The 24,595-nt window shown below is 62.8% G+C and carries 17 protein-coding genes and 2 tRNA genes; 9 read left to right on the top strand and 10 right to left on the bottom strand.

Annotation, left to right across the window (positions count from 1 at the left end):
* Positions 1–3: 3 nt before the first annotated feature.
* From nadC to TRD_RS02700, 4 genes are all read right to left on the bottom strand, one after another.
* Positions 4–870 (bottom strand): carboxylating nicotinate-nucleotide diphosphorylase, encoded by an 867-nt coding sequence (gene nadC, locus TRD_RS02720; RefSeq protein WP_052294104.1) that lies wholly within the window; start codon positions 868–870, stop codon positions 4–6.
* Positions 871–1,443: 573 nt separating this feature from the next.
* Positions 1,444–1,863, bottom strand: a complete 420-nt coding sequence (locus TRD_RS14090; RefSeq protein WP_012641994.1) for a c-type cytochrome — start codon at positions 1,861–1,863, stop codon at positions 1,444–1,446.
* 1,960 nt (positions 1,864–3,823) lie between these two features.
* Positions 3,824–3,895, bottom strand: a tRNA-Thr gene (locus TRD_RS02705).
* A gap of 3 nt (positions 3,896–3,898) precedes the next feature.
* Positions 3,899–3,974 (bottom strand) — tRNA-Thr (locus tag TRD_RS02700).
* 770 nt (positions 3,975–4,744) lie between these two features.
* Here TRD_RS02700 and TRD_RS15330 point away from each other — a divergent pair.
* Together TRD_RS15330 and TRD_RS02690 are read left to right on the top strand one after the other, a co-directional pair.
* Entirely contained in the window at positions 4,745–4,990 is a 246-nt protein-coding gene (locus TRD_RS15330) for an acyl-CoA thioesterase (RefSeq protein ID WP_012641987.1), read from the top strand.
* Positions 4,991–5,287: 297 nt separating this feature from the next.
* On the top strand, positions 5,288–7,900 hold the full coding sequence (locus TRD_RS02690; RefSeq protein ID WP_052294044.1) for a cation-translocating P-type ATPase: 2,613 nt from the start codon (positions 5,288–5,290) through the stop codon (positions 7,898–7,900).
* 1 nt (position 7,901) lies between these two features.
* Here the strand turns inward: TRD_RS02690 and TRD_RS02685 are convergent, their stop codons facing one another.
* The 6 genes from TRD_RS02685 to TRD_RS02660 form a co-directional block, all read right to left on the bottom strand.
* Positions 7,902–8,888, bottom strand: a complete 987-nt coding sequence (locus tag TRD_RS02685; RefSeq protein ID WP_012641985.1) for a zinc-dependent alcohol dehydrogenase family protein — start codon at positions 8,886–8,888, stop codon at positions 7,902–7,904.
* A 2-nt stretch (positions 8,889–8,890) separates the two neighbouring features.
* The gene (locus tag TRD_RS02680) at positions 8,891–9,712 is read right to left on the bottom strand and encodes a cyclase family protein (protein WP_012641984.1); all 822 of its coding nucleotides are present in this window, start codon (positions 9,710–9,712) and stop codon (positions 8,891–8,893) included.
* Between the two features lie 52 nt (positions 9,713–9,764).
* Complete coding sequence (locus TRD_RS02675; protein ID WP_012641983.1) at positions 9,765–10,559, bottom strand: cyclase family protein; 795 nt, start codon at positions 10,557–10,559, stop codon at positions 9,765–9,767.
* 109 nt (positions 10,560–10,668) lie between these two features.
* Positions 10,669–13,044: an aerobic carbon-monoxide dehydrogenase large subunit gene (cutA, locus tag TRD_RS02670; protein WP_012641982.1), complete on the bottom strand. Its 2,376-nt coding sequence runs from the start codon at positions 13,042–13,044 to the stop codon at positions 10,669–10,671.
* A gap of 19 nt (positions 13,045–13,063) precedes the next feature.
* On the bottom strand, positions 13,064–13,558 hold the full coding sequence (locus TRD_RS02665; protein WP_012641981.1) for a (2Fe-2S)-binding protein: 495 nt from the start codon (positions 13,556–13,558) through the stop codon (positions 13,064–13,066).
* Positions 13,555–14,439, bottom strand: a complete 885-nt coding sequence (locus tag TRD_RS02660) for an FAD binding domain-containing protein (RefSeq protein ID WP_012641980.1) — start codon at positions 14,437–14,439, stop codon at positions 13,555–13,557. Before TRD_RS02660 ends, TRD_RS02665 begins: the two co-directional genes overlap by 4 nt.
* A gap of 116 nt (positions 14,440–14,555) precedes the next feature.
* Here TRD_RS02660 and TRD_RS13505 point away from each other — a divergent pair, with 116 nt between their 5' ends.
* From TRD_RS13505 to polX, 7 genes are all read left to right on the top strand, one after another.
* Positions 14,556–15,407 (top strand): oxamate carbamoyltransferase subunit AllH family protein, encoded by an 852-nt coding sequence (locus tag TRD_RS13505; protein WP_012641978.1) that lies wholly within the window; start codon positions 14,556–14,558, stop codon positions 15,405–15,407.
* Positions 15,408–15,814: 407 nt separating this feature from the next.
* Positions 15,815–17,359 carry an acyl-CoA synthetase FdrA gene (gene fdrA, locus TRD_RS02650; protein WP_012641977.1) on the top strand — a complete coding sequence of 515 codons (1,545 nt, stop codon included), beginning with the start codon at positions 15,815–15,817 and terminating at the stop codon, positions 17,357–17,359.
* A gap of 22 nt (positions 17,360–17,381) precedes the next feature.
* The gene (locus TRD_RS02645) at positions 17,382–18,842 is read left to right on the top strand and encodes a YlbE family protein (RefSeq protein ID WP_012641976.1); all 1,461 of its coding nucleotides are present in this window, start codon (positions 17,382–17,384) and stop codon (positions 18,840–18,842) included.
* On the top strand, positions 18,839–19,786 hold the full coding sequence (gene arcC / locus TRD_RS02640; RefSeq protein WP_012641975.1) for a carbamate kinase: 948 nt from the start codon (positions 18,839–18,841) through the stop codon (positions 19,784–19,786). Before TRD_RS02645 ends, arcC begins: the two co-directional genes overlap by 4 nt.
* A 133-nt stretch (positions 19,787–19,919) precedes the next feature.
* Positions 19,920–21,647, top strand: a complete 1,728-nt coding sequence (locus TRD_RS13500) for a hypothetical protein (protein WP_012641974.1) — start codon at positions 19,920–19,922, stop codon at positions 21,645–21,647.
* A 338-nt stretch (positions 21,648–21,985) separates the two neighbouring features.
* Positions 21,986–22,756 (top strand): hypothetical protein, encoded by a 771-nt coding sequence (locus TRD_RS02630; RefSeq protein WP_012641973.1) that lies wholly within the window; start codon positions 21,986–21,988, stop codon positions 22,754–22,756.
* Positions 22,757–22,761: 5 nt separating this feature from the next.
* A complete protein-coding gene (polX, locus tag TRD_RS02625) occupies positions 22,762–24,507 on the top strand; it encodes a DNA polymerase/3'-5' exonuclease PolX (RefSeq protein ID WP_012641972.1) in 1,746 nt (581 codons plus the stop codon).
* The last annotated feature ends 88 nt before the right edge of the window (positions 24,508–24,595 follow it).

The following is a 24,595-nucleotide window of genomic DNA, read 5'->3' as shown; positions in this document are numbered from 1 at the left end:
CCTTCAGCGTCCGTCGACAGCCACGACCTCCAGGGAGATGTCGAGTGCAGACGCTGAGTGCGTCAGCGCGCCGACCGAAATCGCATCCACTCCTGTCTCGGCGATCGCGCGCACGCGCTCGAGCGTTACACCACCGGATGCCTCGAGCTTGGCACGCCCAGCCACGCGACGGACGGCCTCACGCATCGTCTCGACATCCATGTTATCGAGCAGAATCCAGTCCGCACCAGCGGCCAGTGCTTCGTCCAATTCCTCGAGCGTCGTCACCTCGACTTCGACCAGCATCGTGTGTGGAATCACGTTGCGTACCCGCTGCACAGCTTCGCGCACACTTCCCGCCACTCGGACGTGGTTGTCCTTGATGAGAACCCCATCGAACAGACCGAAGCGGTGGTTCCGCCCACCCCCGACGCGTACCGCGTACTTCTCGAGCAAACGAAGCCCCGGTGTCGTTTTGCGAGTATCCAGGATCATCACGCCCGTCCCAGCCACCGCATCGACGAAGCGGCGAGTCAGTGTCGCGATACCGGAAAGGCGCTGCAGGAGATTGAGTGCCAGTCGCTCACCAGCAAGGATGCCGCGGAGCGGTCCCACAACTTGGCCGACAACGGTGCCCTCCGGAACCAATTCCCCCTCCCGACACATCGTCGTGACCCGGAGGCGTGTGTCGAGCTCGGCAAAGACTGCTTCGATCACGGGCATTCCACAGAGGACACCGGGTTGCCGCATCACGATCGCCGCAGTGCCGGTCGCACCCGGAGACACGACCGCAAGTGTGGTGCGATCCCCATAGCCCAAATCCTCGCGCAACCACGCGCAGACCGATTCGCGGAGGACCAGAAGCGGAATGTCCCAGTCGGGCGCAACCAAGGTACCGCTCCTCAGCACAGTCACCACCGTTCGCAGCCCACGCTTTCTCGCTTCCCAGGATAGTCGAGCGCCCCTGGCCCTGGCCAACTCGCTCCTCGATATCCCGAACACCAGGCGTAGCAGGCGTGCCTTTCTTGGAGCCAGCACCACCCTCGACAGTTCGTCGCGAGGGTCATCGTCCGCCAGCTCCGCGCAGCACCAAGCAAGGCTCGTGCCCCGCGCTGTGGGAGTGTCGGGAATCATTGGCCTACGGCCGGCTGGACGACCGTGCCAGCGAGCACCCGAGCGAATAGCACGTGTCAGCGGGTGGTCATGTACATTTCTCGCAGGAGCGAGGTGCTCCAGCTCGCCGATCGTGTCTTTCGTGGATCAGGACGGCGAAGGCGGTCAGAACGTCCCCAGCCCTCAGACGCTCACCCACCGCGCCTGCTCAGAGCGTCATGCGAGAGCGACAAACTTAGGGTGGCCAGCTGGAAAGCGCTGGCCACCCGTACTGTGGGAAGGCGGAAGTGTGCGAGGTGAAAGGAATTGGAGTCCGCTCGTTGCCTCCGAGAAAGGGTCATGCCGACCAAATCACGTCGTGCTCTTGATGTACTCCACCAGAGCATCCAGGACTTCTGGCTTTTGGAGTTCCGGCATGAAGGGCATAATCACATTGGTCATCGAGCCCTTCGGATAGCCCTTCACTGTCTTGGCATCCGGTTGGAGGATCGACTCGCGCAGATAAGCGTCATCAACGACGACACTCGAGCCATCCTCGAGCTGCACCTTTTTGCCGTAAATACCATTCAGCGCCGGGCCGATCCCCGCTTGGCCTGCCATGCTATGACAAGTACTGCACGCATATTTATTGAAGTATTCTTTTCCGGCAGCAGCGAGTTCAGCGTTGACCGGTGGCGGTGTGACCTTCTCCTCTGACCTGCCTCCGCCTCCACCACAGGCAACCAGAAGCAAGGCCGACAGCAGGCACCCGAACAGGAGTAGGCGACGCATTGCGACACCCCCAACGTCCGCATATTCCCAAAACCGGACTCCACGCTTCGCGGTCTTCGCTTCACCACGCAGCCTCGGGAGACGATCGCGGTGGGGGAGATTCGGGATCCTGCTGTACTCCGACCGGATGATCGATCGTTTCGCCTGGACGCACTCGACTTCGATGTCCCACGACCAACATTCCTGGGAACTCGGCAAGCAGCGGCAACCCGGTCATGACCCGAAGGTCAGAGTCCGCTTTCAGCTCGGCATCCGCAGCCGGGTCAACCGAGCGCGTCACAGTTGTCTGACCATGATGGTGATGCGGTGAGAACCCGAGCGCGCTGTGCTCGTGCGGAAGATCCGCCCCGCAACGGCACTCGATGCGCGGAAGAGGCACAAGCACGACCGCAACGAGACAGGTAGCTACTATGAGCGCACGAAGAACAGTACCAAAGAATCGCCGTGAACCGAAGAATCGCCGTCGCACCTCGCCCACCCGCGACCACGAGCACGATCGCTATCCTGAAGATAGTAAATCGGGGCCGCGGTCATCGTCAGGTTTTTTTTTCAATGTTTTAACGGGATCGACACCTCAGTTCGGGGAAGCACCCCACGGGACGATCGATCCACCCGAGAGGTGATCAACCTTCTTGCCTCAACCGCTCTGACGCGAGCCCAACCAATGAACGCGCGCATCGTCGGGCTCGATCTGCCGCGGATCCCGTCGCGCGAGCGAGGCCGGAAAGCTTTGGCATGACACGAGCAGCCACAGCGGGCGCTGCGCGAGTCGCGCAGCCCCCTTTTGGGCGGCGAGCCGTCGCGTAAAAATGCACTGCCGCTGGCTCCTACCTCAGCACGCTGTCGTCGAGAAAAGCAAAAATCCCGGCTTCCAGTCCAAAAGCGCCTGGTGGGACCACACGAGGCTCTATGCCTCCGACATCCCTCTTCCGCAGAAGTGCGCACACGAGCGGAGATACCATTTTCTCTTCCTTCGAAACGCCGTGCGCGACGGGCTCGGCAGGCTCGACACCGCAGCTCTGGTCCGATGGGTAAGCGTGTCGCCACCCACCACCCGTACGTGAGGCTTCGACGAGACACAGCAGCTACTCGTCCCGACGCACGACCACTGGCTCAGGCCGCTCTTCGCGCTCACGCTAGCGCTCGGGCCCGCCAAGGGGAAGCACAGGGTTCTCCTGGGAAGATGTCGACCTCGACGACGGGCTGGTGGTCATCCGCTGGTAGCTGCAGCGTGTGTATGGTCAGTGGCAACGGTTACCAGCGAAATCGAAGCAGTCTCCGTACGCTCCATGTGCCGCCGTTCGCCCGCGACGCGCTGGTGCAGCAACACGATCAACAGCGGGCGTGGCGCCAGCAGGCCCCGGGCGAGCGCGCGGCAACCCCTGGTCGCTCGTCTTCACCACGCACCTCGGTTCGCCGGTCAGCGCACGGAACGTCACTTGCATCTTCCACCTGCTCTGCCAGCAGGCTGGGGTGCCGCCGATCCGATTCCACGACTGACGCGATGCGGCTGCAACGCTACGCTTGCACGCCGGGGTCGATCTCGAGACCGTCTCGGCGATTCTCTGGCAAAGCCAGCTTTCGGTGACAGGTGACTACTTTGCTCCGATGACGGCGCAGGTGATGCAGCCAGCGCTCGCGCAGCTGAGCGTCCTGCTCCAGGACTGAACAGACCGTCCACTGACGCTCGTCTCATTTTCTCACCGGCACGAGAGCCTGAGACACCGGTGAAAATTTCATTTTCCTTGTCCACATGAGGATTTTCGCCCCGAATCCTCATTGTCTCACGGATTCCAGGAGGGTGAAAGCAAAAAAACGCGAAACGCTGTGCCGGCTGCGCGCACCTGCACGGCTTGCTCCAGACCTGATTCCCGTAAAGATTCCCGTAAAACACTGGAGACGACTGGAAACCCAGTCGCGGCTGTTTTTCAGTTCCGCGTCCAGTTGAGATTTTTGAGGGAGCCGGTGGTCGGATTCGAACCGACGACCTGCTGTTTACGAAACAGCTGCTCTACCGCTGAGCTACACCGGCTTCTGGAGCCCACGCCGGGACTCGAACCCGGGACCTCAATCTTACCAAGATTGTGCTCTGCCTCCTGAGCTACGTGGGCCCAGGCTCGACACTCTCCAGTATATCCAACCGCTTTCCGGCATGCAATGTCGGTCGCTGCTTCCACATCGCCCAGTCCCCGCTGCGCGGTCTTCAGTTCCAACCGGTTGGCCGAGTCGACCAGCACGAGTCCACGCGCGGGCGGCCCCCCTGGGACACCTTACAGGCGTCCCCATGAGCGAACCGATCACACGAGAAGCAGCTCCCACCCCAGGGAGCCGCGCCGCTCGACCTCCGCTGGGCTGGTCACTGGTGATAACGACGTCCTCGCTCTGCGACAGCACGCTGTCTGAATCTCCCATTTCGACATGTCCATTCTTCCTCATCTGTATCCGAGCCACGCGAATCGATAGTCTTGTCATATTCTTCATAGCACTGGCTGTTAAGCTCAGATAATGAGGCACTCTGCCACGCACTGGCCTGTCCGCCTGCATCGCTCTCGGTCATGGTCAGTGAGAGAGACAACAGGGGTCGGCTTTCCCTCGGTTGAACTGTGGGGAGGACATACAAAGGAGGAGAGCCAGCGTCGTGCGTGGCGCGAGCTCCGGTGATATCGCCCTCCGCAAGACTCGTCGAGGGAGGACCACTGATGCGGTCGATCACGATCCCGTTCGAAGTTCTCTGGACTGACGTCGATCCTCTCGGCTATGTCTAGTATCCCGCGATTTTCCGTTACGTCACCCAGGTAGAAGCCACGTTGTTCTGCCTGCTCGGCTTTCCGGATACCGACTTGCTTGCCCACGGTTACGGAAGCCGCCTGTCCGCGTCGAAGTGCAGTATCACCGCCCCCTCCTGTTACACGATACAGGTACATGCACGCTCGCCGTCCAGGATGTCCAGCGCTCGAGCCTTCCCTTCGCGTTCACCCTGCAACGACACGGCGACGCTCGACCTGCGGTGACCGGATCGATGCTCTGTGTCTGCGTCGACGGAGCGACGCGCCGGCCGGTCCCTCTTCCTCGGACGATCCGCGAGGCGCTTGCAGACGATGCCTACATGCTCGCCGAGGCGAGCTGAAGTGACTGGCAAGGAAGCACGCACTCCCGACTCCCTCGACGAGGAAAATCGGTCCAGGGTAGCCCCAGACCTTCTGTCCGTGACCGACATCCTCCGTTGTCGGTCGAGATCGTCGTGGAGTGGCTCCAGGCGCACGTGCACTGCCCGGAGCACGCAGACAAGCCGCTATCCAGTCTCTCTCGGGACGCCGTTTGCTGCGAAAACTGTTCGCCACTCGCGTTTCAGACCGCTTATTTCCTTCCGGGTGATGACCCACGGCGCGGCAGTTCTCTCAATCCTGTACAATCCGTGCTCGCTATGGGAGGAGAACTCGCCTCGTCTTCCACATCGATTCCGACGACTGACCCCAATAGGGGACTGACCGAGGCAGAAGTCCACGCGCGACGCGCGCGATTTGGGCCGAATGAACTTCCACAACCACAGTCTCCAGCACTGTGGCGGTTGGCACTCGCCCAGGTCACGCATCTCTTCGCTCTCCTGCTTTGGATAGCCGCTGCCAGTGCCTCCATCGCTGGAATGACCGAACTCGCCCTCGCGATCGTCGCGGTGATTCTCCTCAATGGGATCTTCGCTTTCCTCCAGGAATATCGCGCAGAACGAGCCGCAGCGCGTTTACGTTCCCTTCTACCACTACGAGTCACCGTGCGTCGCGACGGCCACGAGATCGTCATCGACGCGCGCGAACTCGTTCCCGGTGACATCGTCATCCTGAAAGCTGGCGACCGCGTCCCGGCCGATGTTCTCCTCCTCGAAGGCATCGATGTCGCCGTGGATGTTTCGACCTTTACCGGAGAGTCCGTTCCGATCAATCCCTCCCCAGGCGACGCCATCCAGGCAGGAACCTCTCTCACTCGTGGGCGGGCGATCGCCGTGGTGACCGCGACGGGAGCCAACACCCGCTTGGCTCAGCTCGCCCGCCTCACCGCGGCACCACGACGTCAACCGACACCGTTGACACGAGAGTTGCAGCGCCTGGTCCGAATCATCACTGTGCTCGCTGTGAGTGTCGGTCTTCTCTTTTTCGCGGTTGCGGTGTTCCTCCGACTGCCGGTTCTCGATGCATTCGTCTTCATGCTCGGTGTCACTGTCGCCCTGGTCCCTGAGGGGCTGCTCCCCACACTCACGCTCTCTCTCGCCGTCGCTGCACAGCGCATGGCCGAGCGACGAGCACTGGTCCGCCACCTCGAGGCAGTCGAGACGCTCGGACTCACCACCGTCATTTGTACCGACAAGACGGGCACACTCACACTGAACGAGCTATCGGTAACGAGCATCTGGACCCCAGCGGGTAGCGCCCGGCTCTTCGGTCAGGGCTACGAACCTGATGGGGAAAGCGACATCGAGCCGGGCGCTGAAGCGTCTGTTCGAGAGCTCGCCCGCGCTGCTGCGCTCGCCGCCGACGGACGAGCGGTATGGCGTGACGGTCGCTGGCTTCCCCTCGGTGATCCATTGGACACCGCGCTGTGGGTCATGGTTCATCGCATCGGCTTGGATCCGGACACGATCCGAGCCAAGGCTCCCGTGCTGCGGACCTACCCGTTCGATCCGCATCGTCGGCGCTCCAGCGTGCTGACCGAATCACAGCTCATCGTCAAAGGCGCACCAGAAAACGTTCTTCCCAACTGTCGCAATGCCGAACAGGCTCGTCAGGTGGCCGATCGAATGGCTGCTGAAGGGCTCCGCGTCATCGCTATCGCGTCTCGGCCTGTTCTACCGGGATCCGCGAGCGACGTACTCGACCCGGACACGCTCGAGCGCGAACTTATCCTCCTCGGACTCATCGGATTCAGCGATCTGCCACGTTCGGAGGCCAAAGAAGCCGTCGCCCGCTGTCGGAAAGCTGGTATCCGCGTCATCATGGTTACCGGTGATCATCCTGCTACCGCACTCGCCGTCGCGCGTGAGGTCGGTCTCGTCGGCGATAATCCGCTCGTCGTGACGAGCGCCCAATTACCGCCGGACGATACCGCTCTCGGTGCGCTCGTCGACCGAGACGAGGTGGTCATCGCTCGCGTCGCGCCAGAGGATAAGCTCCGTATCGCGCGTGCACTCCAAGCACGTGGTCATGTCGTGGCGATGACTGGAGACGGCGTGAACGATGCTCCGGCACTCCGTCAAGCTGATGTCGGCGTCGCCATGGGACGGAGCGGTACGGACGTCGCTCGCGAGGCGGCCGATCTCATCCTGCTCGACGACAACTTCGCCACCATCGTGGCTGCGATCGAGCAGGGGCGCACGACTTTCCAAAATATCCGCCGCTTCCTGACTTTCCACCTCACCGACAACGTTGCCGAACTCGCTCCGTTCGTCATCTGGGCACTCAGTGGTGGGCGCGTTCCCCTCGCACTGAATGTTCTTCAAATCCTGCTTCTCGATTTGGGAACGGATGCACTCCCCGCCCTCGCACTCGGCGTCGAGCCACCATCGCCGCGAGTCCTCGACAGTCCACCCCCACGGTTTCATCTCGTGGATCGGTCACTTCTCGTACGGGCATTTCTGGTGCTCGGACCGACCGAGGCATTGATGGAAATGATCGCGTTCTTCGCAGTGCTCTCGTCCGCCAGCTGGCAACCAGGCATGACTGTTCCCAGCGAGACGATCCTCCTCGCTGCCTCCGGAACAGCATTCACCGCTATCGTTCTCGGGCAGGGAGCGAACGCAATCGCGAACCGCAGCGATGACCGCCCGGCGTGGCGCGTCGGCCTTTCTGGGAACCGTGCTCTGGTACTGGCACTCGCTGCAAGTTGTGTGTTGCTCTTGGCGACACTCTCGATCCCACCGCTCGCACGGATCGTCGGCCAAGCTCCGCCAACCGCCCTCGGATGGTTCTTGGCAGCGCTCACCGTGCCGGCCGTGATGCTGATCGATGCGCTATGGAAGACAATCGTCCGGCGCCAACCGAGCGGGTGACCTAGTCGATCACTAAGACGGCTGCACCGCGGATGCGCCCGTGCCGCAGATCGTCCAGCGCCCGGTTCGCCTCTTCCAACCGGTACAGCTGGACCTCTGTCCGCACCGGCACTCTTGGGGCGAGCGACAAGAACGCTTCGCCATCCTGTCGGGTCAAGTTGGCAACGGAACGAATCACGCGTTCTTCCCACAACCAGGCATATGGAAACGACGGAATATCGCTCATGTGGATACCAGCGCAGACGACGATGCCGCCTTTCTCCACCGCGCGGAGCGCCTGTGGGACGAGCGCCCCCACCGGCGCGAAGATGAGCGCTGCCTCCAGTTGTTCCGGCGGCGATTCGTCCGAGCCCCCTGCCCAGACAGCTCCGAGCTCTCGCGCGAAGACCTGACTCTCCAGATCACCAGGCCGGGTGAAGGCATAAACGGTCCGCCCCTGCCACACGGCCACTTGCGTGAGAATATGTGCCGCAGCACCGAAGCCATAAAAACCCAATCGTTGGGCCTCTCCAGCAAAACGAAGCGCACGATAGCCGATCAACCCGGCACAGAGGAGCGGTGCTGCCTGCTCGTCCGGGTAACCCGCTGGAATCGGAAAGCAATAGCGCTCGTCAGCGACTGTGTACTCAGCGAAGCCGCCATCCAGCGTGTACCCAGTGAAGCGGGCACGATCACAGAGGTTCTCGCGCCCGCTTCGGCAATAGCGACACTCTCCGCACGTCCAGCCGAGCCAGGGCACGCCGACACGCTGACCGGGAACGAGTCGATTCGCCCCCGGCCCGGCCCGGACAACCTCTCCGACGATTTGATGCCCGAGGACGAGCGGCAACTTCGGACCCGGCAACTCCCCAGCGACGATGTGGAGGTCGGTCCGGCAGACACCACAGGCACGGATCCGGAGCAAGACCTGGCCCGGACCCGGCTCCGGGACGGGAAGCTCCTGGAGAACCAAGGGTTGCCCCGGTCGTTCGAGCACCATCGCCCGCATGCTCAGAGTTCGTCCTCCGGCACGAAGGCCACGAAACGACAGAAGGCTGCTTCTCCACCCTTGAACCGCCAGGGGAAACAGCCCACCATGATCCGGCGGTTCAGGACTTTGTCGATTTCACCGCCAGCATTCTCGATATGAATCACACCATGCGGAAAGAGCGCGAAGTGCATCACCTGGTAGTCGCTGTCCGGCAAAAGCTCGCTGATAGATTTACCGTGTTTGGCCTCGAACTCAGGCACGAGGTCTGCACGAATCTTCCGGATCACCGTGTTGAACGGGTGATCGGCCGAGGCACAATCGACCGCGAGCCACGAGATCTGTCGCCGAAGGACCCACTCGGCGAACGCGCGGGTCGGGCCCGGATGCTTGATGAAGTAGCGGGTCTCGTCCGGCTGCCGCAGCGCTGGATCCGTCGCCCAGTCGCTCGGATAGTAGTGATGGTACCCGGTATGGATGACGAGAATGTCCCCCGGCTGGATGCGGATGCCGGTATCGCGTTCCCACTGCTCGAAGTGCTCTGGACCGTAGATATCGTAATCGCCAATCCCGTAGCGGGTGAGATCGACGATGCAAGCCCAACCGACCAGCTTGTTCAACGGGATCGCTGCGATATCCTGACCACCCGTGATGAAATGCAACGGCGCATCCAAGTGCGTCCCCACGTGGAGCGTGGAGGAAATCCACTGCCCACCGGCCCGCTCGAACGCCACCCGCTTGATCCACTTGACCGTGGGGCCCTCGTAGAGCGCGAATCCAGGCGTATGAATATCCCAGTCTTGGGAAAGATCGAGTACGCGACAGCGTGCCAGATCGATGGCCATTCGTTCCCTACTCCTCATTCATGCTCTGCTCTCGCCGACCGCAAAGACGAGATCACGCTTCCTCGACGAAGGCGACCACACGGCAAAAGGCAGCCTCACCGCCTTTGAAGAGCCAGGGGAAAACCCCGAGCGTCAAGCGACGATTGTGCAGCTCTCGGCGGCCGATCTCACCACCGAGATTCTCGACGTGGATGCAGTCATGCGGGAACAGTGCGTTGTGCGTCAGCTGGTAATGCTCCTCCGGAAAGAGCTCGGTGAGTTTCTCGCCGAACTTCCGCTCACAGATCGCCCGCACGCGCTTCCACTGTTCCAGACCACCACGACCGAGAAATCGCCCGATCGGGAGATTCATCGGATGGTCCGTCGACACCATATCGACGCCCCAGATCTTGATCTTCTTGGCGATCAGCCAATCCACGATCGACGGATGCGGACCAGGATGTCGGAGCAGGTACTTCTCCTCGTCGGGCGTTTCGCCAAACTGGGCGTAGCGATGCCATCCGGTGTGGATGAACAGGATGTCTCCCTCCCGCACCTCGACGCGTTGCTCGATCATCTCCGGCGTGAAGATGTCGAGTTCATCCAGCACGTCCGAGAGGTCGACGATCACGCCCGGACCGTAAAGCCACTCGAGAGGGATCTGGTCGATCGTCTTCCCGTTCGTGATGAAGTGACGCGGGGCATCGAGGTGCGTCCCCATATGGTTGGATGTCATGATGTACTGCGCATTGACCCCATGCTCGGCCTTGCGTTTGATGTACTTGACCTCAAAAGGAGGATAGAATGGCCAGAATGACACTTCCTGATTGAGCGGCTGCGAGAGATCATACAACTTCACGCTGCCCATCTCTTCTCTCCCTTCCCTTCCACATCGACGAGCCACGACTGCTTCCGTACGTACTGTCTCTTCCGCGCGTTTCGACCACTCCTCGCTGTGCAGTCGTCTCCAACCGCGGTCATGCCGTCTCCTCCGGATGCGTCATGCGCCAGATGGTATCCGGATCGAGCGGCATGCGCGTGATCCGTACCCCGAATGGCCGGAGGGCATCCTCGACCGCTGCCGCAACGAGTGCCGGCAAGGGGATCGCGCCAGCCTCGCCGACCCCTTTGACACCCAATGGGTTCAAGGGCGAGGGGGTCTCTTGATGCGCGACTTCCATTCGCGGGATTTCCATCGCGGTCGGCATCAGAAAGTCCATGAAGCTCGCATTGAGCAGCTGGCCATTTTCGTCGTAGTGCAACTTCTCGTACAGTGCACCGCCGATTCCTTGCGCGATCCCGCCGTGAACCTGCCCCTCGACGACGAGCGGGTTGATCATTTTTCCGCAGTCGTGGACGACCCACAATTTGCGGAACGTCACCATCCCAGTCGCGACATCGACTTCGACCAGCGCTCCCACCGCTCCACTCGCCCACGTCGCATGCGGCGGCGAGTAATACTCGGTCGCTTCCAAGGCCGGCTGACGACCAGGCGGCAAGGTCGGACCGGTCCAGGGTCGCGGGCGCACGACGAGGTCACCGGCATAGGCGTACCGCAAGGGATTCGCCAGCTGCGCGAGCTGCGCCCAGGTAAAACCGCGTTCCGGCGCACCGCGCACGAAGACCCGGCCATCTTCGACGACCAGATCTTCCACTGCCACCTCGAGTTCCTCCGCCGCAAGAGCCAGCCCCTGCTCCCGCACCTTCCGTGCCGCGAGCGCGACCGCACTCCCGCAGACCACAGCGCTTCGGCTGGCATACGTCCCCGATCCGAATTGAAAGTGTGCGGTGTCGCCCTCGAACACCTGCACAGCATCCAGCGGAATCTGCAGTTCCTCCGCCACGATCTGCGCTAGTACCGTCTTGTGCGCCTGCCCTTGCTGGGGCATCCCCGTCGCGACGTACACCTGCCCGGTCGGTTCGACGCGAACCGTCGCTCCTTCGTATGGTCCGATCCCGGTGCCCTCGACGTAGCATGCGATTCCTACCCCAACGAAGCGCCCCTCGGCGCGGAGACGCGGCAGTTCTTCCCGCACCAGCCGCTCGTAATCCATCTGCTGGAGGAGTAGTTCCAGCATACCCGGGTAGTTCCCGCTGTCGTAGCGCGTCGGTGCGCCGTCCTGGAAGATCAAGCCCACATCGTAGGGAAACTCGTGGGGCTGAATGAAGTTGCGCCGCCGTACTTCGGCGCGGTCGAGTGCGAGCTCGTCTGCGACCCGATCGAGCAGTCGCTCCATGACGAAGGCGGCATGTGGTCGCCCAGCTCCGCGATAGGGGCTCACGGGAACGGTATTGGAGTAGACCGCACGAAACTCCACGTGATAGTTCGGCACCTTATAGGGGCCGGGCAACTGGCAAGCTGTGATGATGGGGACGATGATGCCGTAAGGCGTATATGCCCCGGCATCGTGCAGGAAGCGGTCGCGAATAGCCACGATCCGCCCCTCGGCATCCACCGCGATCTCCGCTTCATGGATCTGCAGTCGTTCGTGATTCGTCCCCACGAAGTGCTCCAACCGATCCTCCGTCCACTTCACGGGACGTCCGAGCACCATCGCGGCATACGGCACGAGGACCTCTTCCGGGTACACCATGATCTTGCACCCGAAGCCGCCGCCCACGTCCGGGGCTACCACCCGCACCTGCGTCGGTGCGAGACCGAACAAGGCTGCCAGTGCGTTGCGAATCACGATCGGTGCCTGCGTGGTATCCCAGACCTCGAGCAGCTCGTGAACCGGATCCCAGGTCGCCAGCACGGCACGCGTCTCGAGCGGCATGCCGGCACTCCGTTCGATCACCAACCGCTCGCGGAAGACGTGCGCAGCCCGAGCGAATGCCGCCTCCGGGTCGCCGACGACCCCCACATAATGCGCGGCGACATTGGTTCCCAGTTCCTCGTGGACGAGCGGCGAGCCCGGTTCGATGGCACGCTCGATATCCACGACCGGCGGCAACTCTTCCCACTCGACCACGATCGCTTCCAACGCATCCTCCGCCACGTAACGGCTCTCGGCGATCACCATGGCCACCGGCTCACCGACATGGTTTACCTCGTCCTTGGCGAGCGCGTACCGAGTGGCCGGATGCGTGAGGTCCGGGTGCGGTATCAGCAACGGCATTCGCCGCTGACACGGTCCGATGTCCTGGTAGGTCCAGACAGCTACCACTCCGGCCATCTCCTGCGCCGCACGCACATCGATCGCTCGGATACGGGCATGCGCCAGCGGACTGCGCAGGAATGCGGCGTGCAGTTGCCCCGGGAGATCGATGTCATCGACGTAACGTCCATGGCCCGTCAAGAGCCGTGGGTCTTCGGCCCGCTTGACCGGCTCCCCGAAAATCCGCGTCGGCATCGTCGCTCTCCTCCAGCGATCAGCTCTGTCGCATCAACTGTGCTGCGTACCGAGCCGCTTCCACGATGTTCTGGTACCCGGTGCACCGGCAGAGATTCCCGGATATCGCCTCGCGGATCTCCTCTTCGCTCGGATCAGGGTTTTCCGCCAGAAACGCCTTGAGCACCATCAGCATCCCCGGCGTACAGTACCCACACTGGAGACCGTGCTTTTCCCAGAAAGCCTGCTGCAAGGGATGCAGCTCCCGCTCGCTCGGCGCCAGTCCCTCGACTGTCTCGAGTTCGTGACCGTGTGCCTGGACCGCCAGCAGGAGGCAGCTCCGCACTGGTTCGCCGTCGAGCAGGATCGTGCAGGCGCCACAGACGCCATGCTCACAGCCGACGTGCGTTCCCGTCAGCCCAAGTTCGTGTCGCAAGAAGTCAGAAAGCAACAACCGTGCTTCCACCTCACGCTCGTAGGGAACACCATTGACCGTCACGCGGATAACCCGCCGCTCGCTTCCGACCGCCGTCATGCGGCGACTCCTCCCTGTGCTCGTGCTGCAGCGATGGCGAGCGCCCGTTCAGCCAGCACTCCAGCCACCGATCGCCGATACTGTGCTGAGGCATGTAAGTCACTGGGCGGGTCGAGTTCTTCGCGAACCGCTGCAGCTGCCGCCTTCCATGCTTCCTCACCGATCGATTGCCCGCGCAGGATCGCCTCCGCCCCGCGTGCTCGCACTGGTCGTCCGGCGACCCCGATGAAGCTCAACCGTGCATCCTGGATCGTTCGCCCATCCTCCGCCAGCACGAGCACCGCTCCAGCCCCGACCAATGCATAGTCGCCATGTCGTCGCGCGATCTCCAGCCACGCGCTGCCGCTGTGTGGTCCAAGCAGCGGGAAATGCACTTCGGTCACCAATTCGTCTGGTTCTGCCGCTGTGGTGAGAAGATCCAGGAAAAACTCGTCGGCGGAAACCAGCCGCTCGCCACGTCGGCTGGCCAACCGTACCGCTCCGTCGAGCGCGACGAGTACTCCCGGAACTTCCGCGGCCGGGTCAGCATGGGCGACACTGCCGCCGATCGTCCCCCGAGTTCGGATCGGCAGATGGCCCACCCATGGGATGGCTTCGGCCAGGAGGGGAACGTGTTCAGCGACCAGTGGCGAGCGCTCGACTGCTCGATGCCTGGTCATTGCCCGGACGACCAGCACACCGTCGCGGAGCTCGATTCCGGCGAGTTCGCTGAGACCGTTCAAGTCGATGAGCAGACTGGGGCGAGCCAAACGCATGTTCAACATCGGGATCAGGCTTTGCCCCCCGGCGAGCGGTTTGGCCTCGTCACCTGTCTCGGCCAGAACCGCCAGTGCCTCATCGAGACTTTCCGGCGCGTGATACCGAAAGCGCGGCGGCTTCATACGGACCCCTTTCACTCTCCACGCCCGGATCGACCGTTCCGCGCCAACGAGTCATGTCGCCGCATTTCCGCGTGCCTCTCGCGTACACTGGCACGCATGAGCGAGGGCGACACACCATGACGATCGCCGTCCAACGCTTGGCTTCCCCGATCCTTCCACTGCTCACGAGCCCCTCTCGGACTCTGACCGTCGTCGCAGCATACCCACGCGCCGCGTACGCGACCGACGGCACCACGTGGCTCTCCGTCGTCACACCCGGCGCGCTCCTCCCACCTGATGCCTTGCAGCTGCGGACAAAATCCCCACTCGTCGCTCTCGTGCCCACGGGAAGCCAGCTCATCGCCGGACAGGGAGCACTGTTGCTGCCTGACGGGACGCCACTGACCATCGACCAGCAGACCCGCGTATGGCAGCCGACCCTCCGGACACGCTGGACATGTCAGTGGAAGAGGGCACGGCTCCAGGCCCTTCTCGACGAACTGACTGACCCACCACGCGGGGACCGCTTCCTCGCCACGACGATCAGCCGGAGCAAGGCGCTGCTGGCCGAACTCATCGGCGCCATCATCACCGCTGACCGTGCCCATATTGCCCAACAGGTCGATCGCTTGGCTGGGCTGGGACCAGGTCTGACCCCACTCGGCGACGATCTCCTGGTCGGATGCTGCTTGGCACTCACCTTGCTGGCTGCGCGAACGGGAGAGGAGCGCTGGTCTTCGCTGCGGCAGGAGATCGCTCTGCAAGCTGCTAGCCGTACGACTCCACGCAGTGCAGCCTGGTTGCAGCAGGCCGCTCGCGGCGAGTACGCGCGAGAGTTCCTGCTCGTCGCACAGGCGCTGTGCCGCGGCGACCACCCGTGCCTCCCCCACCTCCTCGCACGCGTCACCCAGGTCGGAGCCACGTCGGGTTGGGCCGTCACCTTCGGCCTGATCGCTACACTCGAACGTTCGATTCTCCCACCAGCCTGACCGACCAACGCTCCGCTGCAGCGCTCGGCCCACCAGTCCAAGGTGAATCGCTGCACCGGCGAACGGGCCCGATGGGCCTCCGGGCAGCATAGAGCTCTGATCGGCCAGCAAGAAAAAGTAGAACACCGCGCCACCGACCTTTCGCCGATGGCTTCGCGACCGCGCTCCTCGTTCCGTGCCGAAAAAGCGGAGAGGAGCCCACCGCGAGCTCCTCTTGCCTTCCGACGACGTCCGGAGTATAGTCAGAAGCGGTCGACGTTGTCAACGTCGCCCGAAACGACGCTCGTTCTCGATCGAGGTTCAGGGAACGTCGACCGACAAGCGGGTCACAGGAGAACGGCCAGCCTGGGCAGACAACCAGGTTGGCCGGGTCGCTTTTTCTTTCCATCACCGGAAGGGGAGGTGACATGGTAGTCCGGATTCGGATCGAGCCTAATTCGTACTTCGATTCGGTGGCGTTGATGGCTGTCGCATCGGTAGTTAACCGGTTGCCCGGCGTCGATTTGGCCGCACTCCTCATGGGTACGAGTGCCAATCTGGAACTCCTTCGCGATTCAGGTCTTTGGGACGAGCGCCTCGAGACTGTATCCCCCAACGATCTGGTGATCGCCGTTCGCGCTAGCGACGATGCCGCCGCTGAGCGAGCGATCGACGAAGCGGTGCACCGGCTCCGCTCGTCCGCTCGCACCAGCCAGGTGAGCGAAGCGAAGGTCACTTTGCGCACCCTGCGGACAGCACTCCGGCAAGTTTCCCAGGCCAGTGTGGTCGCGATTTCGGTACCCGGTCCCTATGCACCGATCGAGGCCGAGGAAGCGCTGCGTGCTGATCGCCACGTCTTTCTCTTCAGCGACAACGTGCCGATCGAGGAAGAGGTTCGCCTGAAAGAATTAGCTCAGGAACGCGGCCTGCTGCTCATGGGACCGGACTGTGGGACGGCCTTCATCGCCGGACTCGGTCTCGGCTTCATGAATGCCGTACGACGCGGCCCGATCGGTATCGTTGCCGCAGCGGGAACCGGGTTGCAGCAGCTCGCCAGTCTGATCGATTGGTTCGGCTCCGGCATCAGCCACGGCATCGGCACCGGTGGACGAGACCTCGACGCCCGAGTCGGCGGACGTACCATGCTGGCCGGTCTCGAGGCACTCGCTCATGACCCGGCAACACAGGTCATCGTGCTCGTCTCCAAGCCGCCAGCTCCCGAGGTCGCGGAAAAGGTTCTCGCCTTCGCTGCTGCGTGCGGAAAGCCGGTCGTCGCGACATTCATCGGCCAGACAGCTCCTGTCACAGAGGGCGTTCATGTGGCCGCGAACCTCACGGAAGCGGCGCGTCTCGCCGTGCATCTGGCGACCGGCCAGTCTCTCGCGGACCTCGACCTGCCACGTCGCCAAGAGGCGCTCGCCCGCGTTCGCGCCGAGCGGTCGCGCCTCGCCCCGACCCAACGCTATCTGCGTGGGCTGTACAGTGGGGGAACACTCTGCGACGAAGCGATGGTCTTGCTCCAACCCCGGATCGGCCCGATTCGCTCCAATATCCCTTTGCAGCCGGAACTGCGCCTGACCGATCCGCACCGCAGCGAGGAGCACACGTTCGTCGACCTGGGCTCCGACGAGTTCACGGTCGGTCGCCCACATCCCATGATCGACCAGACGATCCGGCTCGAGCGCTTCCGCCGGGAGGCGGCCGATCCCACGGTTGCCGGTATCGTGCTCGATCTCGTCCTCGGTTATGGCGCAGCGAGTGACCCTGCTGCGGAGTTGGCACCGGCCATTCGGGAGGCACGGGTAGAGGCCGAGCGAACCGGTCGCATTCTTCCGTGTATCGTCGCACTCGTCGGGACACAGTCCGATCCGCAGGACTATGCGCGCCAGCGTCGCACTTTGGAAGATGCTGGAGCGATCGTCGTTCCGAGCAACGCTTTGGCAGCTGAGCTTGCCGCCGAATTGATCGCGTGATCGACGCAGGAGGAGCCGAGCGATGGACGGAATGCACGAGAAAGTGCAAAAGCTTCTCGAGACCACACCCGCAGTCATCAACGTCGGGCTCGACCTCTTCGCCCGATCGGTGCAGGATCAGGGCGGAGCAGTCTATCCAGTCGAATGGAAGCCACCGATGGTCGAGCCGCGCCGACTCGCGCTGCCGCTTTTCAACGACCCAACGATCGATGCGGCGAATCGCGAAGCGGTGACACGCATGATGCGCGCTCAACCGGTCGTCGTTGGCGTAGCGCGCGCCCGTGACGTGATACCCGGCATGACCGACCGGACGTTCCTCCACGCCGGCCCTCCCATCGACTGGGCTCACGCGTCCGGTCCGCTCCGCGGAGCCCTGATCGGTGCCATGCTCTTCGAGGGATTCGCGGCGACACCAGAGGAAGCGATCCGGAAGCTGGAATCCGGCTACGTCGAACTTTCCCCAAATCACGAGCATAGCGCGGTCGGGCCGATGGCCGGTGTCATTTCCCCTTCTATGCCCGTCTATATCGCGATCAATGCTGCCGGCGAGAATCGCGCCTACACCAACTTCAACGAAGGCATCGGCAAAGTGATGCGGATGGGTGCCTATGCCCCGGAGGTGATCGATCGACTGCGTTGGATCAGCACCGTCCTCGCGCCACTCGTTGGGCAAGCTCTGGCCAGGAGCGGTGGCATCGATCTCCGCAATATCATCGCTCAGGCCTTACAAATGGGTGACGAATGCCACAATCGCAACAAGGCCGCAACCTCCCTGTTCTATCGTGAAATCGCGCCCTACCTCGTCGAGTGCGATGCGCCCTTGAGCGATATCGCTGCCGTCCTCCGGTTCATCAATGCCAATGACCACTTTTTCGTGAATCTCGCGATGGTGGCAGCCAAGGTGATGGCGGATGCCGCACACGGCATTCCGGGAAGCTCGCTCGTCACCACTCTCTCGCGGAACGGTACGGAGTTCGGCATCCGCGTTTCCGGGCTGGGCGACCGCTGGTTCACCGGTCCAGCCAACGTACCGCGCGGCTTGTACTTTCCTGGGTTCGGGCCTGACGACGCGAATCCCGATATCGGTGACAGCGCGATCACCGAAACCGCCGGTTTCGGCGGTTTCGCACTCGCTGGCGCTCCGGCGATCGTGCAGTTCATCGGCGGCACGCCGGCCGACGCAGTCCAGGCCACGCTCGAAATGTACGAGATCACCGTTGCTGAGCACGAGGTGTTCCGCATCCCCGCGCTCGACTTCCGCGGTACTCCCGTCGGTATCGATCTGCGTTCGGTCGTGCGGAGCGGTATCTTGCCGGTCATCGATACGGGTATCGCCCACCGCGAGCCTGGCATCGGGCAGGTGGGAGCCGGTATCGTCCGACCACCCGCGCGATGCTTCACCGAAGCCTACCGGGCCTTCGAGGATGCGTATCTCGCAGGACACAGTCGAACCACTACCTTGGAGTCGAGGGGGATGGCATGAGGCGCATCGTCGTTGCGCTCGGCGGCAACGCCATCATTCAGGCAGGCCAACGCGGCACAGCCGAAGAACAGCAAGCCAATGTCGATCTCACCTGTCGCCAGTTGGCCGAACTCGTCGCTGCCGGGTACGAACTCATCATTACGCACGGTAATGGTCCGCAAGTCGGAAACCTCCTCGTCAAGAACGAGCTGGCTCGCGAGATCGTCCCACCCGTCCCGCTCCACTGGTGCGTTGCACAGACACAAGCGACGATCGGGTTCATGATCCAACAATCCTTGGGAGCAGAACTGCGGCAACGCGGCATCGACCGGGTCGTCGCCACGCTGGTGACGCGCACCGAGGTCAGTCCGGACGACCCGGCTTGGAATGACCCCACGAAGCCGATCGGCCTCTATTACCCGGAAGAGCGGGCTCGGGCCATCATGGCTGAAACCGGCCAGGTGTGGAAGCCACAGGGCACGCGCGGCTGGCGGCGAGTCGTTCCCTCACCCGATCCGATTGCCATCGTCGATCGACCAGCGATCGAACTGTTGCTCGCGGCTGGCGCACTGGTCGTCGCCTGTGGCGGTGGCGGTATCCCGGTCGTTCGGCGCCCGGACGGACGGTACGAAGGTGTCGAGGCGGTGGTCGACAAAGATCTGGCTGCCGCGCTGCTCGCCCACGAACTCGGGGCAGATGCCCTGCTGATCCTGACCGATGTTCCCAACGTCATGCTTCATTACGGGACACCCCAGGCCCGTCCACTCGAACGGGTTCTCGCGAGTGAACTGCGGCGCTACCAAGTAGAAGGACATTTTGCGAGCGGGAGCATGGGTCCGAAAGTAGAAGCCGCTCTCCGATTCGTGAGTAGGGGATCGACCCGACGCTCGATCATCGCGGCGTTGGATCATGCTCGCGATGCGCTCGAAGGACGCGCCGGCACGCACGTGCTGCCCGATCCGTGACCGCCGGGCCGATCCGCCCGTCATGTCGAGGGGGACTGATCGGCTAGCCAAGATGAGCAACAGTGCTCCTCCCTTTCGTCTCTACTGAGACCGCGTCAGCGGACGATACTCAGAGTGAGGAGAGGAGCAGCAGTTGGGGCAAACGCCTATTCTTCGCCCACTCCAGCCGAATGGACGAGTCACCACCGTCCCGCGGACAGCAGCCAGCGCGATCGGGAAGCCTCGCTGGTGCAATCGGCTCGTTCATCTCGTGCTCGCTCTGCTCGGGCTCTCGGCGACACTCTTCACGCTCCTCGTCACCTGGAACGAGCGTTCCCGAGCGATCACCGCTCCCCTCCTGCTCGGGCGCTATGCTGCGGCAGGGGCTCTTGCCACCGACGGACGAGCCATTGTCCTTGCCATCCCGGAGACAGCGGACTCGACCCTCCTGCTCGAGGTTTCCGGCAACGAGCATCACGCCACGCTTACTCGCTCAACCGGCCAAATTTCTGAGCTCGCTCTGGCGCAGGGAACGGCTCTCTGGCTGGAGCGCTCATGTACCGACTGTTCCGGTCGCATACGGGCTCTTCGACTCGAAACACGAGAAACGTGGACGCTGGCCGAGACCGGTATCCGTTCCGGGCCACGCGCCAACGGCCGCTGGGCAGCGTGGGTCGCGCGCAATGGGACCGATCGTCTTTTCGTCGCTGATCTCGAAAACACGCGCCATCCACCACGCATCCTCACCGTGCTCCCTCCAGAGCACGCGATCACCGATCTCCAGTTGCGCGCTGGCCGTGTGGCGTGGGTCGAAGTCACGAGAACCGAGGAGTGGCGCATCCAGCTTCAACCTGTCGCGAGCGCTGACGCTCCGGTGACAGTGCTCCAAGGGGAGGGAACTCCGCCATCGATCCTCCTCAGCAACGATGCCTTGATCACGATCGACCAGACGATGCGAGTCATCTCCCTCGATGAACCCCGACTGAACGTACCCATTTGGGAGAGTGTCCCGAAAGCAGTCACGGCGGACGGACGATATGTGTTCTGGATCGATACAGCTCTCCCGGAAACCGGACGACGAGCCATCATGGCCTACGACACACTGAGCAAGAGTCGTTTCCTCGCCGTACCTGACGCGACCTATGTCAGTCAGCTGGCAGTCGGCGGTGATCGATTGGTCTGGTTCCAAGAGCATGGACCCGATGACGTCTCCCTCTGGGCCGCACCGATCGCGGACCTCTTGCCGACGGCTCGCCGGGCGAAGCCCGAGAGCCAGAATCCCGGTTGGCGCTATTTCCCGGAGACCGGTCACTATCTGGCGAACGGATTCCGGCACTTTTGGGAGCAGTTCGGCGGAGCGAGCCTCTTCGGCTTTCCACTGTCGGAAGAATTCGACGAATACGATCCGGATGCTGGTCAGTTCCGCACAGTCCAATACTTCGAACGTGCCCGCTTCGTGTGGATTCCGGACTCACCGATCGCCCTCGATAGTGTCGTGCTCGACCACATCGGGGTCGAACTTGTCCATCAGCTCGGACTCGCATCGGCACGAGTCTTTCGCTCACCCGCTCCTGCATCCGACGGAGCAGGGATGACGACTTGTCGCACCTTCCCAGAAACCGGTCACGAGCTGTGTGGGCCGCTGCTCGATGCCTGGTTACACATCGGATCGAGCGTAACCGCGCGCATGCCACCCGATCAGGCCGCCCTGCTCATCACTGGGCTGGCTATCAGTGAGCCGACCGTGCTCCCGGACGGCACGATCGTGCAGTACTTCGAGCGCGCCCGTTTGGAATTCCGACCGCAGGCCGAGCCCGAACGAGCCGTCTCGCTAGGCCGGATCGGGGCAGAAATCCTCGCCGCGCGTGACTGGCTCCGGTGAAACCGTTAACCGCCAACGCACTGCATGCCGCGTCGTGCGCGGTGATCGCGCGCTCTCAGGCGACAGTGGTCGTCGATTCCTCTGCTGCACGATCGGCAGCCCATCCCTAACCAACCATCGGGGTTCGTCGCGCTCACCGGTGTGCAATCACACCGGAGTCAGAAGCACGCTTTCCGCTCAGCCGACAGGTAAGGTTCCTCGTCCCACCAACCTGCTCCTTCGATCGATGTGCCAGCCGCGATGGTCCCGAATATCGCCAAAGCTCTTCAGATGACAGTTCTCGGCGAATCCGCTATCCTGGAGTGGCCGGAATCGCAGACCGAGTGAGGAGCGACCACGTGGTTTTCCAAGATCCGTATTTCCACGCCCTCCGCCGCCGGTTGCAGGCTGCCCCCTACGATGAGGCCCGCCGCCGATTGACCGCCCGGTTGGCCGAGACGACTCCTCATCCCCCGCGCCCACCCCACTTGACACCCGACGAGATCGCCCAGCGCGAGCAATGGCTCTATCGCGAAGGTCTCGATCTCTACCTCCCCATCCTTCGTACCGTGCTCCGCGCCATCGCCCGCGAAGTCGAGGCTGGGCTCGTCGAGCCGACCGAACTCGATCCGGAAGAGCTGACCTTCGCGACCTATCAGCGAGCCCGCAGCGAACTACGAGAACTACCGCAACTTCCCCGCGATCGCTTCGCGTGGCTCCGTCGACTCGCACATGACACGGTCCATCGCGCGGCACTCGCCCGCCACGCCGAGCGGCACCGAGGCACTGCGAGCGAGCCAACCGAGCACCCCGAAGCGCCGCCAGCCGAATTGCAGGGGACAGCAGCTCGTCTGGCCGCGGCCCTTGCAGACCCAGACCTTCCCTTGCCTGACGACCTCCTCGCTGATCCCGAGACCCGTCGGTTGCTCGATCAGCTCCTGGACCGGCTACCCGAACAGTGGCGCGAAACGTACCTCCTTTCAGCTCTGGATCGTTGGAGCGACGAACAGATCGCGGCAGTCACTGGCTTGCTTCCGGACGAAGTCCGTGCTCTCGTTCATGCGACGGTTCGACTTCTGCGCGCGTGGCTGGAGGAATCGACTGTCCAACCGACTCGGCCGAAGGAGTGAGCGGCATGCGACGGAACGAGGAGGTTGCTCTCCTGCTCGACAACATCGCTGAACTTCTGATGCTCAAGAACGAGAACCCCTATCGGATCCGCGCCTACACGACGGCCGCACAGAACATCCGCGCGCTCGATGAGGACATCGAGGAACTCGCCCGGCAAGGAAAACTGGACGAAATCCCTGGCGTCGGCAAGGCGATTGCCGCCAAGATCGAAGAGTACCTGCGAACTGGTCGACTGGAATACTATGAACAGCTCAAGCGCGAGGTACCTTTGCAGGCAGTTGATCTGCTCGAAGTACCAGGGATCGGCCCCGCTCGAGCACACCTTCTCTACGAACAACTCGGAATCACGACCATCCAGGACCTGCTCCAGGCAGCACAGGAGCACAAGCTGCGCAAGCTCCCCGGCTTCGGAGAGAAACTCGAGGAGCGGATCGCCCGCGAAGCTGCACGCCTCATGCAACGGAGCAAGCGTCTCCTCCTCGGCATCGCGCTGCCGGTAGCCGAGGAGGTGGTGGCAGCCCTGCGACCGCATGCAGCGATCCGGGCGATCGATCCGGCCGGGAGTCTCCGCCGCATGAAAGAGACGATCGGAGACATCGACATCCTCGTCGCCAGCGACGATCCTCCCGCAGTCGTCGATGCCTTCGTTCATCTGCCATTCGTCAAAGAAGTCCTCGCTGTTGGACCGACGCGCCCCTCCATTCTCACCCGCGAAGACCTCCAAGTCGATCTGCGCGTCGTGCGACCGCACGAGTACGGCTCGGCGCTTCTGTATTTCACCGGATCGAAGGAACACAACATCGCCTTACGCTCCTTCGTCCAAGAGCGCGGCTGGAAACTCTCCGAGTACGGCCTCTTTGACGAAACCGGCAAGCTTTTGGCGAGCGAAACGGAACATGAGATCTATGCGCTTTTGGGAATGGATTGGATTCCACCCGAGCTGCGGGAGAACCGTGGTGAGATCGAGGCGGCCCGCGAGCATCGCTTGCCCATCCTCGTCGAGCAGCGGGATATCCGCGGCGACCTCCATGTGCACACCGATTGGAGCGACGGACACGAGCCACTCGAGCGGATGTGCGAAGCTGCTCGCGCGCGCGGCTACGAGTACCTGGTCATTTCGGATCATTCCCCTTCCCTCACCGTGGCCCGCGGCTTGTCCATCGAGCGTCTGCGCGAACAACGCGAGCGGATCCGCGAACTCAACGAACGACTGGCACCATTTCGTATCCTGCAGGGCGCCGAAGTTAACATTTTGTCGGACGGGACACTCGACTATCCGGACGAGATTCTCGCCGAACTCGATCTCGTGATCGTGTCCGTGCACAGCGCCTTCGATATGCCGCAGGAACGCATGACGGAACGCGTCATCCGTGCGCTCGCCAACCCCCATGTCGACATCCTCGGTCATCCCACCGGACGCCTGCTTACCTCTCGACTCCCGTACGAGATCGATCTCGACGCCGTGCTGGATGCCGCTGCTCACTATGGGGTCGCGATCGAGGTCAACGGACAGCCGGATCGGCTCGACCTCCCGGACATCTGGGTCCAGCGGGCGATCAACCGGGGAATCTTGATCGCTTGCACCAGTGATGCCCACTCGACACGCCAGTTGGACAATATGCGCTGGTCGGTCGCGACCGCGCGTCGCGGTTGGGCGGAGCCCAGACATGTTCTCAATACTCGGTCGCTCGAGGAACTCCGCACCTGGCTCGCTACTCACCACCGAGGAGCTCCCGCGCACCGGACATGAGCGGACATGCCGACTGCCAACCGAGTGCTTCCGGCGACCGACCGACCGCGCGACCGAACTCGGCGCTGCTCGGTCTGTGCCGAGGCAT

This window comes from Thermomicrobium roseum DSM 5159 (genome assembly GCF_000021685.1).
Classification (GTDB): domain Bacteria; phylum Chloroflexota; class Chloroflexia; order Thermomicrobiales; family Thermomicrobiaceae; genus Thermomicrobium; species Thermomicrobium roseum.
Note: the sequence above shows the minus strand (reverse complement) of the source record. Positions and strands in the feature narration are given on the sequence as shown.